The organism is Kocuria atrinae (assembly GCF_039531425.1).
Lineage (GTDB): Bacteria > Actinomycetota > Actinomycetes > Actinomycetales > Micrococcaceae > Kocuria > Kocuria atrinae.
The window spans coordinates 15,575-33,925 of record NZ_BAAAQA010000012.1; the positions used below are offsets into that span (position 1 = coordinate 15,575).

Annotated in this window: 16 protein-coding genes and 1 pseudogene; 9 read left to right on the forward strand and 8 right to left on the reverse strand. The window is 62.3% G+C overall.

The window, feature by feature from the left end:
- Positions 1-2: 2 nt before the first annotated feature.
- The 3 genes from ABD283_RS05735 to ABD283_RS05745 all read right to left on the reverse strand — a co-directional run bounded on the left by ABD283_RS05735 (position 3) and on the right by ABD283_RS05745 (position 4,249).
- A complete protein-coding gene (locus tag ABD283_RS05735) occupies positions 3-1,283 on the reverse strand; it encodes a glycerophosphodiester phosphodiesterase family protein (protein WP_344224029.1) in 1,281 nt (426 codons plus the stop codon).
- 272 nt (positions 1,284-1,555) lie between these two features.
- A complete protein-coding gene (locus ABD283_RS05740) occupies positions 1,556-2,974 on the reverse strand; it encodes a sugar porter family MFS transporter (protein ID WP_425552806.1) in 1,419 nt (472 codons plus the stop codon).
- A gap of 6 nt (positions 2,975-2,980) precedes the next feature.
- Positions 2,981-4,249 carry a DUF1479 domain-containing protein gene (locus tag ABD283_RS05745; RefSeq protein ID WP_344224031.1) on the reverse strand — a complete coding sequence of 423 codons (1,269 nt, stop codon included), beginning with the start codon at positions 4,247-4,249 and terminating at the stop codon, positions 2,981-2,983.
- Between the two features lie 121 nt (positions 4,250-4,370).
- Between ABD283_RS05745 and ABD283_RS05750 the strand changes: the two genes are divergently transcribed.
- Positions 4,371-5,525, forward strand: a complete 1,155-nt coding sequence (locus tag ABD283_RS05750; protein WP_344224032.1) for an ROK family protein — start codon at positions 4,371-4,373, stop codon at positions 5,523-5,525.
- A 201-nt stretch (positions 5,526-5,726) separates the two neighbouring features.
- Positions 5,727-6,068 (forward strand): dihydrofolate reductase family protein, encoded by a 342-nt coding sequence (locus ABD283_RS05755; RefSeq protein ID WP_344224033.1) that lies wholly within the window; start codon positions 5,727-5,729, stop codon positions 6,066-6,068.
- Positions 6,069-6,070: 2 nt separating this feature from the next.
- On the opposite strand, the pseudogene ABD283_RS05760 reads toward ABD283_RS05755, so the two are convergent.
- A pseudogene (locus ABD283_RS05760) lies at positions 6,071-7,775 on the reverse strand (FAD-binding dehydrogenase).
- Positions 7,776-7,788: 13 nt separating this feature from the next.
- Positions 7,789-8,406 carry an HhH-GDP family DNA glycosylase gene (locus tag ABD283_RS05765; RefSeq protein WP_344224034.1) on the reverse strand — a complete coding sequence of 206 codons (618 nt, stop codon included), beginning with the start codon at positions 8,404-8,406 and terminating at the stop codon, positions 7,789-7,791.
- 94 nt (positions 8,407-8,500) lie between these two features.
- Here ABD283_RS05765 and ABD283_RS05770 point away from each other — a divergent pair, with 94 nt between their 5' ends.
- A complete protein-coding gene (locus ABD283_RS05770; protein WP_344224035.1) occupies positions 8,501-9,094 on the forward strand; it encodes a DUF2238 domain-containing protein in 594 nt (197 codons plus the stop codon).
- Positions 9,095-9,102: 8 nt separating this feature from the next.
- Positions 9,103-9,666 (forward strand): protein-L-isoaspartate O-methyltransferase family protein, encoded by a 564-nt coding sequence (locus ABD283_RS05775; protein WP_344224037.1) that lies wholly within the window; start codon positions 9,103-9,105, stop codon positions 9,664-9,666.
- 28 nt (positions 9,667-9,694) lie between these two features.
- On the opposite strand, the gene ABD283_RS05780 is transcribed toward ABD283_RS05775, so the two are convergent.
- Complete coding sequence (locus tag ABD283_RS05780; protein ID WP_344224038.1) at positions 9,695-10,399, reverse strand: superoxide dismutase family protein; 705 nt, start codon at positions 10,397-10,399, stop codon at positions 9,695-9,697.
- Between the two features lie 121 nt (positions 10,400-10,520).
- Positions 10,521-10,922 (reverse strand): VOC family protein, encoded by a 402-nt coding sequence (locus ABD283_RS05785; RefSeq protein WP_315279994.1) that lies wholly within the window; start codon positions 10,920-10,922, stop codon positions 10,521-10,523.
- 290 nt (positions 10,923-11,212) lie between these two features.
- Between ABD283_RS05785 and ABD283_RS05790 the strand changes: the two genes are divergently transcribed.
- The 5 genes from ABD283_RS05790 (at position 11,213) to ABD283_RS05810 (ending at position 17,581) form a co-directional block, all read left to right on the forward strand.
- Positions 11,213-11,584, forward strand: coding sequence for a PH domain-containing protein (locus ABD283_RS05790; protein WP_129700059.1), 372 nt, complete (start codon positions 11,213-11,215; stop codon positions 11,582-11,584).
- A gap of 589 nt (positions 11,585-12,173) precedes the next feature.
- Positions 12,174-14,006 carry a multicopper oxidase family protein gene (locus ABD283_RS05795; protein ID WP_344224039.1) on the forward strand — a complete coding sequence of 611 codons (1,833 nt, stop codon included), beginning with the start codon at positions 12,174-12,176 and terminating at the stop codon, positions 14,004-14,006.
- Positions 14,007-14,147: 141 nt separating this feature from the next.
- On the forward strand, positions 14,148-15,581 hold the full coding sequence (locus ABD283_RS05800; protein ID WP_344224040.1) for a dihydrolipoyl dehydrogenase family protein: 1,434 nt from the start codon (positions 14,148-14,150) through the stop codon (positions 15,579-15,581).
- 75 nt (positions 15,582-15,656) lie between these two features.
- Positions 15,657-16,835 carry a type III polyketide synthase gene (locus ABD283_RS05805; RefSeq protein ID WP_344224041.1) on the forward strand — a complete coding sequence of 393 codons (1,179 nt, stop codon included), beginning with the start codon at positions 15,657-15,659 and terminating at the stop codon, positions 16,833-16,835.
- On the forward strand, positions 16,832-17,581 hold the full coding sequence (locus ABD283_RS05810) for a class I SAM-dependent methyltransferase (RefSeq protein ID WP_344224042.1): 750 nt from the start codon (positions 16,832-16,834) through the stop codon (positions 17,579-17,581). The genes ABD283_RS05805 and ABD283_RS05810 overlap by 4 nt, the downstream gene beginning before the upstream one ends.
- Here the strand turns inward: ABD283_RS05810 and ABD283_RS05815 are convergent.
- Positions 17,539-18,351, reverse strand: coding sequence for a nitroreductase family protein (locus ABD283_RS05815; RefSeq protein WP_344224043.1), 813 nt, complete (start codon positions 18,349-18,351; stop codon positions 17,539-17,541). The two genes, ABD283_RS05810 and ABD283_RS05815, sit on opposite strands and share 43 nt — an antisense overlap.

An 18,351-nucleotide genomic window follows, 5' to 3' on the forward strand; every position in this document is an offset into this window, starting at 1 on the left:
AGTTAGTTCGCGAAGGTGTCCTGCAGGTTTCCGTTGCCGGTCCACAGGGCGATGGAGTCGCCGCCGTTGTTGAGCACGTTGGCGGTGCCGTTGTTGTAGTAGGCGTCCGCGCGGTTGGTGCCCGGACCGGTGTAGACGCGCAGCTGCGCACCCGGCGCCAGGACGTAGCCGTTGCCCACGGTGAGTTGGGTATTGGCAGCGTCGCGAATGATGTATCCGGAGACGTCGATGGTGCGGTTCGTGGTGTTCTGCAAAATCACGTGCTCGCCGGTTTCCGGCTGCAGGTCATCGCCGGGCACATCGTTGATCGAGTCAGCGATCTGTACGCCCGTGTTCTGCGGGAACGGCTTCTGACCGCGTTCGTGGCGGGAGAATTGAATGGGGAAGTCCCCGGTCACGCGGTCGACGCCCAGCGCCACCATCTGGTCATAGGCCTCGGTGGAGTTCACGGTGTACACTCCGATGCCCATGCCCGCGGCCTTGACACGCGCCACGCTGGCGGCGTCCAGGTTCCGGTAGCTCGTGCCGAAGTGATCGGCGTAGGTGGCGATCTGCGCCAGGGTTGCGGAGTCGGGCACGGTGCCGATCAGCTGCTGGAGGGGAACGTCCGGGGCGAGCTCCGAGAAGCGCTGATTGGACGCGGCGTCGAAGCCCAAGACCTCGATCTGATCGTTCTTCAGCAGGCGATTCCAGTCGCGATTGTTCTGCAGCGAGTCCGCGACGACCTTTTCAATGCCGGGGGAGTTGACCGGCGACTTGATCTCGATGAACACGCCGATCTTGTTGTTGGCGATCTTGGCGGCGTCATTGAAGTGCGGAATCTTCTCGCCCACGAACTTGTCCGAGAAGTACGAACCCGCATCGAGCTGCTGCAGCTCGGCCCAGGTGAACGAGGTGATCGGGTCGTTTTCGCGGCCCGGGAACACGTCTTCCACGTTGGTGGTGCGCGCGGGGGTGTCATCGTGGAAGAGGAACGGCACGCCGTCCGCGGAAAGCTGCACATCGATCTCAAAGTAGTCCGCGTGTGAGGACCGCGCGTCCTTGAAAGCCGACACCGTGTTCTCGGGGGCAGTACCTGCCGCGCCGCGGTGGCCGATCAGCAAAGGTTCGTTCGCCGACGACGCCGCCCGCGTCTCGTTCTTCGCCGCAGCCTCCGCTGTCGGGCGGGTATCGGGCTGTGCGTAAGCCGGTGCGGTGATTGGTGCCAGGACGGCGACGGACAGCGCCGCGGCCGCCGTGGCCTTGGAGATGCGGCCGAAAGTGCGGTTGCTTCTAGTGTTCACTGTGAACCTTTCGTTCAAGAACTTCGGGCAACTCGAGACCAACTTGACGGTGTATTCCCCCAGGTCCCGAGCGTGTCAGCAGGATCAACGGTGCTTGATGGAAGTGGCGAGTACGAGTCAGGCGGGTGACCAGCTCGTGAAGACCTGAAGGGGTCGTCCCCTGTGCGCCCGCGGATTAACGGGGTCCGAGATGAGAAAAGTCTGCGACCCCGCAGCTGATCAGCTGCAGGGTCACAGACTCATAGACGCGAGGTGGGGGACCTCAGTGGGAGCTAGAGCGTCATCTGCTCCAATTGCCGTCCGTTCGTTTCACGCACATACCGCCACACGAACAACAGTGACAGCAGGGCGAATGCGGCATAGATGCCGTACGCCACCTGCAGCCCCGCATCCGCGAGAGTCGGGAACGTAGTGCTGACCACGAAGTTCGCAATCCACTGGGCTGCTCCGCCCACTCCCAGGGCCAGCGCCCGGATGCTATTGGGGAACATTTCACCCAGCAGTACCCAGACAATCGGTCCCCAGCTGGCGCCAAAACCGACAACGAACAGGTTCGCTGCGACCAAAGCGATCATTCCCCAAGAACCAGGCAGTTGAAGCTCGCCGTTCACGGACACTGCCTGAGCGAAGGCCACGGCCATGGTGCCCAATGACACCGTCATGATGGCGGAACCGATCAACAGCAGCGTCTTACGTCCGAGCACATCAATCAGCGAAATCGCGATGATGGTCGCGACGATGTTTGTCACCGATGTGATGACCGAGATCAGGAACGAGTCCGATTCTTGGAACCCGACGGACTTCCACAGTGTTGTGGAGTAGTAGAAGATCACGTTGATGCCCACGAACTGCTGAAACACGGACAAGATGATTCCTACCCACACCAGCGGGTGGAAGTTGAAGCGGCTCCCGAGAAGATCGCGGAAGCGCTGCCGACGCTCGGTGTGGACCGTGTGCCGAATCTCTTCGACTTTCGTGTCAGTTTCGGAGCCGGGGGCGAGACCTACTACGTGCGTCAGTACCTTCCGAGCCTCATCGTCCCGTTGCTTCTCAACCAGGTAGCGGGGTGACTCGGGAAGCCGCGCCGCCAGTAAGCCGTACAGCAACGCAGGAACAAGTTCACTAAGGAACATCCATCGCCAAGAATCCAGGCCGAACCAGCCCGCCTCAGCGGCGCCCCCGGTGTCCCACACAATGAAAGCGCTCGCGAGAAAGGCCAGGAAGATGCCGACCACCAGTGACAACTGCTGCAGCGTGGCCAGTCGACCGCGTTGCCGGGACGGGGCGATTTCCGCGATGTAAGCGGGGGCGATCACGGACGCGAAGCCCACGCCGACACCGCCGACAAAACGCCACCAGATGAGATCCCAGACACCGAAGGCCAAGCCAGAACCCAGAGCACTGATGGTCAGTAGGAACGAGGCAATGAGCATGGTGCGCACTCGCCCGTAGCGTTCCGCGCAGACACCGGCAAACCAGGCCCCCACCGCAGCACCGAGCAAGGCACAAGAGACGGTGAACCCGATCAACGCCGATCCCAGGCCGAACTGCTCGCGTACCGCATCAACGGTGCCGTTGATGATGGCGCTGTCATAGCCGAAGAGGAAACCACCTAATGCGGCCACCATGGCAATCCCGATCAATCGCGCAGAGATCCGCCCATCATTGGACGTTGCGGGCGTTGCTGTCAGCACGGCTCACACACCCAAGCCCAAGCCGCGCTGACCGATTTCGTTCAGCTCTCCCTGGGTGAAGCGATCCTGCCACTCGGTCTCGTAGTTCTCCTCCGGGAAATCGCGCGGAGAACGCCCGGCCTGGAAATCTTCGGCCACCGTTGCGGCATACCGGGCATTTTTTTCGCACATCGGGGCGGCCGGGATGTACATGACATTCCCCCAGCCTTGCTGATCCTCAACAGGTGCCACGGAGTGGATGACATCGGCATGCCACCACACTGAATCTCCGGCTTTCAGATCGGGGATGGGCGTGAGCGCGCGCATCAACAGGGGGTGCCACTCTTCACTGATCGGGAGTACGTGCCGAGGGCTCACACCGCACAGCTCGTCCTCGGGAACGTCAGAAAGCAACGGGCGCAGCAAAATGTACGCCATGGCCTCCGGAATGGGCACGGTGTGCAGAACACCCTGATCGTTGGTCATATCGGACAAGGCCGTCCACCCTTGGAACGTCCGGAACATCGAGCACATGGTGCTTCCGCCCTCGTACTCGTTCACATCGGTGCGGTACGCCGCGTCCCAGGGGTCGTACTTGTCGGGCTGTCCATTGAAGACATGACGAAAGACCTTTTGGTACGCGGGCAGGAGCCACCGTTCGAGTGCACCCGAGTCGGTGTGTGCGCCAAGTCCGCCTGAAGTGGTGCCCGGGGGACGGCGACGAATGCGGTCGGGATACATCGAATCCTGATCGGGGTTGAACCAGGTCTTGCCCTCGGACTCGTACTTCCACAGGTGATTGAGGAAAGACTGGACAGAGGCCATGCGCTTGTCCTGTCGTGCCTCCATCTGAGGCCGTGACCAGTAGATCGGGTAAATCTCCGGGCGAGATGCGCTCTGTCCCAGAGTGCCGAAGAAGTCGTCACCGGGCCCTCGGTATTGGTTGTCAAAGTCGTTGACCTCCACGTAGTTCACGAGGTCGCGGTCCCAGTCCAGGGCCTGATCGTGGGGGAAGTGCTCCCGTACCACCATGCATCCGCGTTTCTTGACTTCGGCGATCTGCTCATCAGTGACGGCGCCAGCTTCGATCTCGGCGTAGTCGAAGACGGGCCAGACATCCTCACCATTGGCGCGGCGAGCTTCGATCTCCTCGACCTGGACCTTGATTCGATCCTCGAGCTGGCGGAAAACGCCTTCGACGTCCCCGATCTGCTCCCGGAGCTTCGCTTTGATGGCCCGGATCTCTCCGGGAACATCTGCGGGGACCTGAGGTGCGGCATGGGCCTGTTCCATGGTCATTCCTTTCGTCAGGGTTCCTTAGTAAGGAATCTTTATTAATGTGATGACGAGCATATGGGGTGCGGGTAGGATTTGTGAAGACCCTTTACGAAAAATCCCGAGAAGGATGTGCGTCGTGACTCGCCCCCCGCAGACGCTGATCGAGAATCAAGAGCAGCTGCCGCAATCCTTAGCTGCGGTGAGTGACCGGTTGTTCTTCAACCACTTGTTGCACCACGGACCCGATTCGCGCGCAAATATCGCGGCAACGGTGGGCTTGTCTCGTCCCACCGCTTCCGAGGCGGCTCAGCGGCTCAGTGCGGCAGGATTAATAATCAGCGCGCAAAGACCTGCCGAACTAGTGCCCGTCAAGCGCGGCCGTACCCCGGATTTTTACGACATCAACTCCACATACGGGCACACGTTGGCGATTGCCGCGGCTTCAGGGCGCGCGAGGGTTCGTACCCAGGACTTGCGCGGGGGAGTTCTCAAGGAGTTCAGCCAGGAGCTTCCGGAGGACATGACGGGTTCCGAGTTGGAAGAAGCACTGCGATTGCTGGCGAAACAAGCAGTTCGAGCCACCGGAAACCGGTGTCTGGCGGCCACGGCTTTGCAGGGTAACCCCGTGAACCCCGTGTCTCAGCGCGCTATCGAGTTGCCAAACACTCCCTTCCCGGAAGGGCTGGGAGATCTTGTGTCTGTTCTGCGCACAGTGTGTGACGGACCAGTGCGTTTGGACAACGACGTCAACTGGGCCACCTTGGCCGAACACCAGGTCGGCGGGGCCTCGGGCATGGATGACGTGGTCTTGTTTTACATCGGTCCGGGCGTGGGCGCGGGAATTGTCATGTCGGGTACTGTCCAGCGCGGACAACGCGGAACTGCTGGTGAACTGGGCTACTTGCGCTACAGCGGACGCTCACTCATGAGTCACCTGCTGGAGTTCGGTGTGGCTTCGCCTGGCGGAGAGCGCCTGGATGTTGAACGCACCAAAGAGTTGTTCATGGCAAGCCCTCCAGGCGACGGCGCACAACGGTTTGTCGATGCCCTAGCTTCGGCAATGGGAAATATCGCAACATTCTTGGATCCGCGGGCTCTTGTTATTAGCGGCCCATTCTCGCGCTGTGGAGAGTTCATGGACATGCTCCGTGATGCACTAAACCCTCATTTTCTGGATGGGGAACTCGAAGTGGTTGTGAGTGCCCTCGATGAAGACGCGCCGTTGTTGGGGGCCGGACTTGCGGCCACGGAGTTGGCGTACGAGCAGATCTGGGCAACTTACCGCTCATAATTCCCCAGTACGAGCTTGTCACCCGAACGTGGTCTCGTTGATGGGTAACCGACACGCATGCAATGGGGTATCCCTGTCGTGGCCCGTATATGAAGAAGTAAGCTGAGTTGAGACCCCAGGGGACGCGCGAAAGCCTGAATGAACTCGCATTGATGTCGGGGCAGTAGCGCAGGGGTACATCGAAACAGAGAGGGCAGCCCAATGGGTGCCATCACGATCGAACAAATAATCTCCGCCGACGGATTCGCGGCCGAGTCTGACGGTGGAATCGATTTCTTCGGAGCGGCCGACACTGTCGATGCGACGGAGTCATCAGGACCAGTGAGCGAGCAGGATTCTGAGCAACTGCATTGGCTCGAATCGGTCGACGGCATCATCCTTGGGCGGCGGACCTATGAAATGTTCTCCAAGTTCTGGCCGATGGCAGATCCCGCCGAGAACCCTGTTGCGGGCCCCATCAATTCGCTACCCAAATACGTGGTGTCCAGGTCGCACTCACTATCGGGTTGGTCACCTCTGATGCACATCCTGCCAATCCGTTAAAACTACCCCCTCAGCTCCTCCGCAATACCCCGTCCCGCCTCACGGCCGGAGAACATGCAGCCGCCCAGGAACGTGCCCTCCAACGAGCGGTAGCCGTGCATCCCGCCGCCACCGAAACCCGCGATCTCGCCCGCGGCCCACAGTCCAGGAACGGGCGAATGGTCCAGGCCCTGAACGCGCCCGGACAGGTCCGTCTGCAGGCCGCCCAAAGTCTTGCGCGTGATGATGTTCAACCGCGCCGCGATGAGTGGTCCTGCCTTCGGATCGAGAATTTTGTGCGGTGATGCCGTTCGCGCCAGCCTCTCGCCGCGCGACCGTCGAGAGTTATGGATCGCTGAAACCTGCAGATCCTTAGTGAACGGGTTGTCCATCTCGCGGTCTCGCGCCACGATCTGTCGCTCCAAGTCCGCGAGCTCGATGAGCGGTTCGTCAGTCAGTGCGTTCATGCCTGCCACCAGCTCGCTCAGGGATGACGCCACCACAAAATCCTCGCCATGCTTCTTGAACGCCTCGACCGGACCAGCCGCGCCGGGCAGCACGCGGTTCAGGGTGAGTTTCAAATCGCGGTCGGTCACGTCCGGATTCTGCTCCGATCCGGACAGCGCGAACTCCTTCTCGATGATCCGCTGCGTCAGCACGAACCACGTGTAGTCGTACCCGCTGTGGCCGATCGCCTTGAGCGTCCCCAGCGTGTCGAAACCCGGGAAGTTCGGCACAGGCAGCCGCTGACCGCGCGCGTCGAACCACAGAGAAGACGGCCCGGGAATGATTCGAATCCCGTGATCAGGCCAAATCGGATCCGATTCGAATCCCGTGATCAGGCCAAATCGGATCCCAGTTGGTCACACCTTCCGTGTAATGCCACATCCGGTCGCGATTCACGATCCGACCGCCGGCGGCCTCCGCGAAGCCCAGCATGCGGCCGTCCACGTACTCGGGCACGCCCGTGATCATCTTGCGTGGCACTTGCCCTAACCGCTCGGGCCAGTTCGCGCGCACCAAATCCTTATTACCGCCGATCCCACCCGCGGTGACGAGCACAGCAGGGGCCGTGAACTCGAATGCCTCGAGTTCCGAACGGTTGGTTGCGGCCCCGCGCGGAGCGGTGTCGGGAGCCAGTACGACGCCGCTCACGCCGTCGACGGCGCCGCCAGACTTCACGAGCTCGTCCACTCGATGCCGGAACGCGAAGGTGACCAGACCGGCGTCGTGCGCATCTCGCACGGCCCGTTCGAAAGGTGCGACGACGCCCGGTCCCGTTCCCCATGTCAAATGAAAACGTGGCACCGAGTTGCCGTGGCCGTCCGCGAGATACCCGCCCCGCTCGGCCCAACCCACGATCGGAACCCAGCGCAGACCACGACTGTGCAGCCACGAGCGTTTCTCACCAGCAGCGAAGTCCAGGTACGCCTGGGCCCAGCGGAAGCCCCAGTAATCTTCCCCGGCGGGGTCATCCACGTTGCGATCGAAACCCGCGCTACCGAGCCAATCATGCATGGCCAGCTCGGGGGAATCCTTGATGCCCATGCGGCGCTGCTCGGGGGTATTCACCATGAAGAGCCCACCCAACGACCAATGTGCTTGGCCACCCAGGTTGGCTTCTGACTCTTGATCGACCAGCAAGACACGCAGTCCCGCACTGGTCAGTTCCGCGGTGGCTACCAGACCGGCGAGACCGGCTCCCACCACAATGACATCGGCGTTCATGCGATTCTCCGTTCTACTTCTTGGATCGGTCCAAGGCCACACGCACCAGGGCGGAGGCCAACCGCGGTAAGTCCTCGGATGACACCAAGCGACTCAAAGAATCCGGGTTGTTCGGCAGCTCAAGCTTGCGCGCGCCATCCAGGGCCTTCTTATCGAAGAACGGAGCCATGATCGGCCACACTCCTTGAACCTCGCGAGCGAAAATTGCTGCGCCCGTCGGGCCGATGCCCGGGAACTCCTGCAACCGTTTCAGCACGTCTTTGGGATTCTCGGATTGCTCTTGCAATTGCCTCAGGTCCCCGCCGTAGGTGTCGAGAAGGAGGGCGGCGCCGTCGCCGAGCATGGTGGAAGTGCGTTCGTCGTAGCGGCGGTAACCACCCCGGCCGAGAGCGTCGACGCGTTGTTGCCAGGTGGCGTCGCGCATTTTCTCGGGCGTGGTGAAGCCACTGTTGATGAGCTCGTGAGCCGTCGCGACGGCAATAGTGGCGCTGATCCTGGTGGACAACAGGTTGGCCAGAACTAGGAGCTGAAACAGGGGAGCGGGGGTGTCCTTGAGATGGATGCCCGCTTCCTGGGCGTAGGTCTGTCCGTGCTCGTCCAGGAGCTTGTTGACGATGTCCCGGTGGCTCATGAGGTCAAACCTACTTCCGTGGCTGGGGCACAAGAATATCCACAGGTAGGCGCGTAGGGTCAGCAGCATGGTGAAACGTGTTTCTCTCAGCGGAATGCTGCTAAGGCACGCGCCGCTCATCGTGGTGGAACTGGTGTTGCTGGTGTCATTCATCGGGGACACGGCGGGCGGGAACCCTGAAAGTGCGGTCATGGCCATGGGGCTGCTGCAGGTGTCCCTGAGTCCGTTGGTGATTGAAGCCATCGCGCGGGTTCGCATCCCGCTGTATCTTCAGCTGCTCTACGCCGTGCTGATTTTCACCGGCGGATACATGGGCAGCTACTTGCGGTTCTACGACGTCTGGCAACCGTGGGACACCATCGTCCACTTTTATTCGGGCATCATGATCGCGCTGTGGGCGGATTACATTCTCCGCGCTGTCATGCGCAAGCACCGATTCCAGATGCCGCGGTGGCTTCACGCGACCGTGGTCACGTCATTCAGCGCACTGGTGGCCATGCTGTGGGAAATCGGGGAGTTCGCGGCGGATCAAATGATTGGATCACGGGCGCAGATCGATAATTACGACACCATGATTGACATGATCACGGGCACCTTGTCCGCGCTGATCGTCGCCGTCATGTTGGTGCTGAGGTCTCCAGAACGGTTTACCGAACGGGCAGAATCGAGAAACAGTTCATTTCGTTAGAGACAGCCATGGATCCAATCTCCCAAGCATTTACGCGTATTAAACGAACAGACTTCCTCCCTGTGGAAGCTCACCAGTTCGCGTTCGTGGACGCCCCGTTGAGCATTGGGCACGGGCAAACCAATTCCCAACCGAGCACAGTCAGGGCCATGCTCAAACTGTTGGATGTGCAGCCCGGCCATCGCGTGCTGGATGTGGGAGCCGGGTCCGGATGGAGCTCGGCGCTACTGGGCCACCTGGTCGGGAGCCACGGTGAAGTGATCGGTGTCGAACGCATCCCCGAACTCGTCGACCTGGCCCGGGCCGCGAACGAACGACAAGGCCAGCCGTGGGTACAGGTCAGGCAAGCAATCGAGGGTGCGCTCGGAGCCCCGGAGGAGGCGCCCTTCGATCGAATTCTCGTCTCCGCCATGGCGCATGCCCTCCCCGAGCAGCTCGTGGAACAGCTGGGGGAGAGCGGCGTCATGGTCGTTCCGGTGGCGGACGAAATGCTGCGTGTGCGCCGTCGTCAAAAGGGCGTGAAGGTCACCCGCCACGGGCAGTTTAGGTTTGTGCCGCTGCGCGAGTATTGAACCGCCTACCGCGGCAGCAAAGAGGCGACTACTCGATGACACCGCACGCCAGGCGACTGCCCGCATCGCCGGTGGACCGAGTGTCCTCGTCCGCGCCGTCGGCAGCGTAGCGTTCGGGAATGTTGGCGTAATTGTCCGGGTCGGAGTGAATCATGAGCGCGGAACCGTCATCGTCCATCAGGTTGTCCCTGGTGAGCCGATCCGTCTGGAACGTCAGCTTGGCCTCGCCTGACTCCATGACTAGCAGCGCGGGAAGGTCGCCTGCGTGCTCGGGGTGCCGGGCGTCGTCGCCGCCCAAGTGACCACCCGCGGACAGGAACGCACCGGTCTCGGACGGGTCATCGGGCGCGGAACTCTCCGCCTCGCACACGCCGTGCGCGTGCACGTGGAACCCGTAATAGCCGGGTTCCAGTCCTGAGAGTTCGGCCGAAACGACCATGGCCTGGTCATTGTCTTCCGCTGAGGAGAATTCCACGGTGCCCAAGTCAACGCCGTCGGCATTCTGGACGTCCGCCGTAGCGATGGTTTCGGGTTCCGACGCCGCCGCGCTCGTCTCTTCGGAGCCCGTTTCCTCTCCGCCGCCACCGCCTGCGTTGTCGCCGCACGCGGCGAGCGTGAGAAGTCCCGCCAGACCCAGGAAGGCCATGCCGGTTCGGGCTCGAGAGATCTTCTTTTGGGGGGCGCCAGCCAGGTCAGTCGAATCGGTCGGGGAAGTCAGTTCACGCTCGTTCATGGCATCTCCTCATCGTCGGTCCGCTGGGCCGGCGCGTTCGGGAAGTGATGCCGACCGCTCAACGGTGTGGCAACTCCACGCTACGCATGACGCATGTCACAAGCGAGGGTGACCAGGAGTATTACGACTCCTTGGAACCGATGTTCACACCCCAGTCGACCCCGAACCGATCGCGTAACCCGCCAAAGGAGTCACCCCATTCCTGCTTCTCAAGCGGCATCTCCACCGTGCCACCCTGAGCGAGTGCGTTGAAGAATTCGGTCATGCGCTGTTCGTCGTCGCCCCAGATGCAGACGTTGATACGACTGCCTCCCGTGACGCCGCCCGGGTTGTCGGAGGCCATGAGACTCCACCCCATGTCGGTGTCGAGCTGACCATGCATGACCCAGTCAGGGGTGTCCTCGACCATGCCGAAGTCTCGGAAACGCGTGATCTTGAGGTCCCCGCCAAAGACGGAGTGGTAGAACATGAGCGCTTCTTCTGCCTGGCCTTCGAAGCCGATGTATGGGGTTGCCTGAATCATGGTGTCTCCTTCGTCTGCAGACTCAACAGTCCTTGTTCGTTACGACGCCATGGTGTGCCATAAGAGTCCGTGAATTCAATGGCGGTGACTCGCCAGTTCCTGTTCCGGTTGATGGGGCGCAGATGCACACCTTGCTGTTTCTCATCATGATCCTTTGTTTAAGATTGAAACTCGCAACTCATCAGTAATATGTGATTGAGACCTTTCGAATGCCACTCACCTCCAACGCTCGTCGGCAATCGTGAGGCCGAGAAGTCCCCGTAGACGAAACAATGAAAGAGGGCTAACCCATGAGTGACCAAGTATTGAACAGTGGATGGACGTTCACGTCTCAAATTGACACTCCCCATGACATTCCAGAGCTGCTCGTTCCCGGCGAAACCCCTGTCGTTTCCTTCAAGACCGTACGAGATACTGCAACGTTCACGAACAGGCGACTGATAGTCCGTGATGCTCAAGGTTTTACAGGGAAGAAAGTTGAGACTTACTCGATTCCTTACTCGAGTATCAACATGTGGTCCACGGAAAACGCCGGAACGATCGACCTGAATGCCGAGATTGAACTGTGGACCCGGGCGGGTCGGATCAAGATCAACGTCGGACGCGGTATCGATGTGCGGAAGCTCGACCATCTCATCGCACAGTCTGTTCTGGGTGCATAGGACACTCTGGAGTCGGCCCTGGCCTCGTTATTGAGGCCGGGGTTTACTTCTGTCCGCCATTGGGCCCTCGCCGGGCGACCTCACATGCTTAACCAAAACGTGACCCCCTACTCTCCGGTATTTGCTTATGCTAATTTTTTATCAGGGCAACTGAGGGTCGACGTAGGTCGCGGAGGGCTCACTTGCCGCAGCACTACTCGCTAAGCGAGGGCTAATCATGAATACTCCCACCCCCGAATCGCAGAATCTCCCCGCGCCAGGCTCGGTCGAGTACGCTAACCTTGCCCAGACCGGAAGCGCACCGCCGCTTCCATCGGAGCCTGGAATCACTCTCGCTCCTGTGGAGCCGGACACGTCCGAAGAGCCGATGCGCGAACCCATGAGTGGGCAAGCGCCGTCGGCGAACCGGCCGGGAGTGCGCCCGCCAGCCGGTTTCCCGTGGTGGCCGCCGCGGCCAGTCCCGTTGCCGGGAGTTGACTCGGGGCTGGGGTTGAAGAAGTTTCGTGATCGCCTCCCACAGCCAACCATCATTCGCGCGTGGCGTCGGCCGGCGGGCAGTCCCATTCGCGTTCGTGCCGAACTCGGGCGGGTGCAGTTTCACGCGGACATCCCGCCCGCCGAGGCGTGGACTTACGAGGGCGGCCTTCCCGGCCCCACGATCGAGGTCCAGCGGGACCGCGCCGTGCGCATCGATTGGGAGAACGGGCTGGAGCGGGACGGCAAGGCGCTGAACTTGCCGTACGACGTCGTACGCGTGCCCGCATTGCCTCCGTTACCTCCTGGGCAGCCCGGGGTGAACGCGAACTTCCGCGCCGCCGCCCTCCCGGGCGGTCGGGCCGCGGACAAGGGCCCCGGCGAGGATTCTTATCCGCGATTGGACCATACCGCCGAACTCACCGCAGCCACCGTGGTGCATCTCCACGGCGCATTAACGGACGGCCACAACGATGGCTGGGCCCACAACGTGACCCTGCCGGGCGGTGTCACGCGCTGTACCTACCCGAATCGTCAAGAATCAACCACCCTCTGGTATCACGATCACGCCATGGCGGTGACCAGGTTCAACGTATTCGCGGGTCTTTCAGGGTTCTACATCATTCGGGACGAGCAGGAAGCGCGGCTTCGCTTGCCGTCGGGTGAGCGTGAGCTGTTCCTCGGTATCGCGGATCGCAATCTGGAATCCGAGGCGGGCGCGCCGGCGGGGACCATCAAGTTCACGGGGCGTGCCCTGTACAAGCAGGCCGGCTTCACGGGTTCCACCGGGATCAAGGGTGAAATTCCCGTCAGCGCACCGTTCAACATGGTCAACGGGAAGATCTGGCCCACCAAGGACGTGGACGCGTGCTGGTACCGACTGCGGTTGCTCAACGGCTCCAGTTCGCGGATCCACCGTTTCTCCATCCACGACACCACGGATGAAAAGTTCACGCCGACAAAGGACATTCCCAGCACGGACCCTGCCTTCGGCGCGCGCCGCAAGACCGATGCGCTGGTGGTCATTGGCACGGACGGAGGCCTACTGCCTGCGCCCTTCATTCCCCAGGACGGGATCGTGGACATGGGCCCGGGCGAGCGGGTGGACGTGCTCGTGGACTTCTCCAAGTACCGCGGCCGGACCCTGGAGCTGCGCAATGAGAACGGCACGGCACTCAATGCTCAACCGGGGCAGGCAGACGCAAGCGTCATGCAGTTCCGCGTGGATGATCGCCGCGTGCTCGACCGGTTCCGGCTCCCCGGCGTTCTCAATGGGGAGTACGTGCGCTACCGCCACACGGATGACGGCAAATTGATCATCGGTGACCGAGTGATCGACCATCACGCTCATGCCTGGGTGGCCGTAGTTCCTCCCGGTATCGGGGGCTCCGTGCACCCGGAAATGTGGGAGCTGCGTGAGCTTGCGGAGGGCGAGGGCCCCGGCACCACGGAGGTGATCCGGGTGACCCGTGCGGACGGCAAGGTCCTCACGTTCAAGCCGGCGGCCAAGTTGTTCGACGAATCCCTGACCATCAGGTTCTCCGAAGGTGACTGGGCCGTCTGGAACATCCTGCATCTCGGTGGTCCGGCGCATCCGATGCACATCCACATGACCGAGTTCCAGATGCTCAATCGGTGGCAGTGGCCGCTCGGTCCCGGTGGGTCGGTGCCCGGCTTCAACCTCGCGACGGCTTCAACTCCCAATCCGTTGCCCGTTCCCGGAGCCGGTCGCCCGGTGAGTCCGATGACCGCGGGGATGAAGGACACGTGGGTCGTTCAGTCCGGGGAGTGGGTCCAGGTGCTCGGTGACTTCACCGGCGCCACGGGCAGTTTCATGTACCACTGCCACATTCTGGATCACGAGGACCACACGATGATGCGGCCCTTCACGGTGCTGCCCAAGAGCATCATGGCCTTCCACGATGTGCACGGTGGTGGTCATCACTAGGGGATCTGGTCAGGGCGGGCGTGGGCGCTTACGATGCCATTAATTGTCAGTAGGCTTCTGAATAATCAGTAGGCTTCCCACCCGGTGTGGTGGGGTCGGATTACCGGCCCCACCACACCGACACGTCAAGAAGAGGTGCTCATGCCCCACACGCAACAACCGCAAACTCAGGAACTCACCGTGGACGTCGTCGTCATCGGTGGGGGAGCCGTGGGCGAGAACGCCGCCCAATACACGATCGAAGGCACCGATCTCACGGCCGTCATCGTGGAGGGCCACCTTTTGGGTGGCGAGTGTTCTTACTACGCGTGCATGCCCAGCAAGGCCCTGCTGCGCCCCCTCGATGTCGCTGGCACCTCCGCAGACGTTGACGGCGTCTCGCCCGCGCGCCTGGACCACGGTGGGATGCTCGAGCGCCGGGATTCCTTCGTGTCGAATTACGACGATTCTTCCCAGGTCGAGTGGGCGGAATCGGCAGGGATCCAGGTGGTTCGCGGTCACGCTCGCCTTGTCGGCGAACGCACGGTTCGGGTCGACGACTCCGCTGCGCTCACCATCACCGCGCGGCACTCCGTGATCATCGCGACGGGCAGTGAACCCAAGATTCCCGCGGAATTCGAGGGTGCGGAGCCGTGGACTTCCGCGGATGCCACCGGTGTGGTTGAGATACCCGAACGACTGGCGATCGTGGGCGGCGGGGTGGTCGCGTGCGAGGCCGCCACATGGCTGTCCGGTCTCGGGTCGCATGTGACACTGCTCGTACGCGGTTCGGGCCTGTTGTCAGACAATGAACCGTTCGCCGGGCAGACCGTACTGGATGGCATGAAGGCCCACGGTGTGGACGCGGTGTTCAACGCGTCCGTGACCTCGTGCACCAGGGAGAATCCTGAGCCCACCGGACTGGGGAAAATCCACGGTGGTGCGGTGCAGCTTAAGACGTCCGCGGGTGATTTCGAGGTGGACGAGGTGCTCGTGGCGACAGGACGTGCTCCGCGATTGAGTGACCTGGGGCTGGACGCCGTCAGCGTCACTTCGGACCAGGTGCTGGGCGACAACCTCCCCGACTGGTTACATGCCGTGGGCGATGCAAGCGGCGATGTTCCCCTGACTCACTGGGGCAAGTACCGGGCGCGCGTGGTGGGTGCCAAGATCCGTGCCACGGCCACGGGCGCGCCCGAGCCTTTCCCGGTGGAAGGTCCTCCCGTCCCTCAAGTGATCTTCACAGAACCACAGGTGGCACAGGTGGGGCTCACCGAGGCCGCCGCGCGTGACCAGGGGATCGAGGCGGTCACTGCCGAGGTGCCTTACAACTCCACGGCGGGAGCCGCCCTTCTGCGCAATGACGTTCCGGGGCGGGCCAAAATCGTGGTGGACCGCTCGACTCGACGTCTGGTGGGTGCCACGTTCGTGGGGCCGGAAGCCGGCGAACAGCTGCACGCCGCCACCATCGCCATCACCGGGCAGATTCCGGTGCACGTGCTGCGCCATGCGGTGCCCAGCTACCCGACGGTCTCCGAAATGTGGTTGCGATTGCTGGAAGAAGTTCCCGAGGAGTTCCGTCGACCAGCGGATTGATCGAACCGATGGCCTCGGCTGCGCCCGTCAGCGAGTGATCGACCGTCATGGTGGCTGCCGTGCCTACCATGGGGTATGACCGTACGCATGCTGACGATTGCGACCGCTGTTCCGGATACCCGGATCCACCAGCCGGACGTCGCAAGGCTTTTCGCTGAGCAGCCGGACATGACCCGACTGGGGTCGCGGTTGGTCGGCTCGGCCTTCGCGGGATCCGGGGTCGCGACCCGCTACACAGTCCTGCCGGAGCTTGGGGCGGCCGCTGCGACCGACAGTGTAGAGGCCGATGACGACGCCGCGCCGTCGCCCTTTGTAGATCCCGCCACCGGGCATTTGCTCTCCCCAGGAACGCAGACGCGGAACCAGATCTATACCGACCACGCGCAACGGCTCTTCGTGCGGGCGGCGCGCACCGCGCTCGCTCAGGCGGCACCGGCCGTGACCCCGCAGGACGTCACGCATGTGATCACCGTGTCCTGTACGGGATTCTTCGCACCGGGGCCGGACGTCCGCGTGGTCAAGGACCTGGGTCTGCCCACGGATGTGTCCCGCATGCATTTGGGATTCATGGGATGCAACGCCGCGTTCCCTGCCTTGCGGGCCGCCCACACCGCGTGCCGTTCGGATCCCCGGGCCGTGGTGCTAGTGGTGTGCGTGGAACTGTGTACTTTGCACCTGCACGTGCGCAACGACCCGGACACCATCATGGGCAATGCGCTGTTCGCAGACGGTGCTGCGGCCACAGTGATCACCGCGCGGGACACCGGTGACCGGTCACCGGAACCTGCGCTGGAATTACTGGATTTCGAGACAACCCTCGCGCCCGTGGGCGAGGAGGACCTGGCGTGGAGCGTGGGCGACGAAGGGTTCGAGATGATCCTGGGCACCTACGTTCCCCGCATCATCGACGATCACGTCACGGATGCGCTGGCGCCGTTGCTATCCCGGGCAGACCTGAGCGTCGCAGACATTCCGTTGTGGGCCGTTCACCCCGGCGGTCGAAGCATCCTGGACAAGGTGCAGTCACGTCTGGCGCTCGCCGACGACCACATGGAGCCCTCGCGCGCGGTCCTCGCGGATGCCGGGAACATGAGTAGCGTGACCATTCTTTTCGTACTGGAGAGAATCCGAACCTCCGGAACCAGCGGTCTAGTGGGGGCCATGGCTTTCGGCCCCGGACTGAGTATTGAGAGCGCGTTGCTGCGCGCGGTGTCTGCCGAAGCAACGGTGTCTGCCGAAGCAACCGGGCAATGATGGACCCGCTGCTGCGCCGTCGAAGTATTGACGAGCCGGAGCTCATGGATGATCCGAACTGCGACCCCGTGGCGTTGGACAACACCTACAGGTTGTTCGGGGTCATCAATCCGATGGTCGCCTCATGGCGGCCCGTCTACCGCCGGTGGATCCGTCCGGCCATTCGCTCCGCGTCCTTGGAGGGCCGCACACCCACCCTCTTGGATGTGGGCAGCGGGGGTGGCGACGTCGCTAGCAGCCTCTCCCGGTGGACTCGCCGCGACGGACTCGATCTTGCGATTACGGCCATCGATCCGGACCCCCGAGCCCACGCTTGGTCTTCCGCGCATGACAACGGTGCCGGGGTCGAGTACCGCGCCCAGTCCACCGCGGAATTGGTGACCGCGGGTGAACGCTTCGACGTGGTGGTCTCCAATCACGTGCTTCACCACTTATCGCCGTCCGAGCTATCTGCCTTGCTGGCGGACACCTCGGCTCTGACCCGCTCAGTGGCGGTGCACAATGACTTGAGGCGGAGCCGTGCGGCCTGGTTGCTGTACTGGCTGGGCACACTGCCACTCATCCGAGCCCGGACCTTCGCCCGCTTCGATGGCCTGCTGTCGGTCCGGCGCAGCTACCGCCGGGATGAACTGGTGGAAGCGCTGCCTGCTACGTGGCGTGTTCGGCAGCAGTGCTTCTTCCGACTACTTGCGGTGTACCCGGCTCAGGCGGAGCCGGGGCGAACGTCGTTGTCCCAGCCCTCCTGAGGAACGTCGCAGGTCTCCCGGAACACGAATTGGGAGGGGCGTTTGCGCTCTCGGCTGGACCAGTCGATGGCCGGGCGGTGGGTTCGCTCCGGAAGATAACCCAACCTGTACACGGCCATCAGCTCAAGGTCGTCAGGTACTCGCAACATGTCCACGATGCGCTGCCACTGATGCGGGGCCTCCATTGGGAAAGACACGAACTGGATGCCCATGCCCAATTCCACGGTGGTCAACCAGAGGTTCTCCATGGCCGCGCCCATGCTGAACACGGAGTAGAACCCGGACAGTTCTTCGGGGCGGTACTCGCCGCGTTCAAGCATGACGCCCAGCAGCAACGGTGACCCGGCCACGAGCTTGCGATTCTCCTCGCCCAAGGTCTGCGGCACCCGCAGCTTGTTCATGAGGTTCTGGCCGGAGGGTGTGAACGCCCGGGAGGTGAAAGGCCTCAGCAGAGCGGGCAGCTTGTCGAACAGCATGCCGCTGCGCAGCGTGTCCATTTCTTTCTGGCTGAACCTGAAGTACTTCTTGTAGCGGTTGAAGAAAGTGCCCGAGCTCATGACCTCGGTCATGCTCTCGCCGCTGATGGAGGCGACCGTGTTGATGGTGTCCCGATCTTCGATGACCACGAACCGCCACGGTTGACTGTTGAACTGCGAGGGCGCGGCGGCGGCCGCGCGGATGAGGGTCTGTTGATGCTCGGGGCTGACCGGATCCGGGCGGAAGGGGCCGTTGGTGGTGCGCCGGTTGAACACGGCGTCGAGGAACTCCAT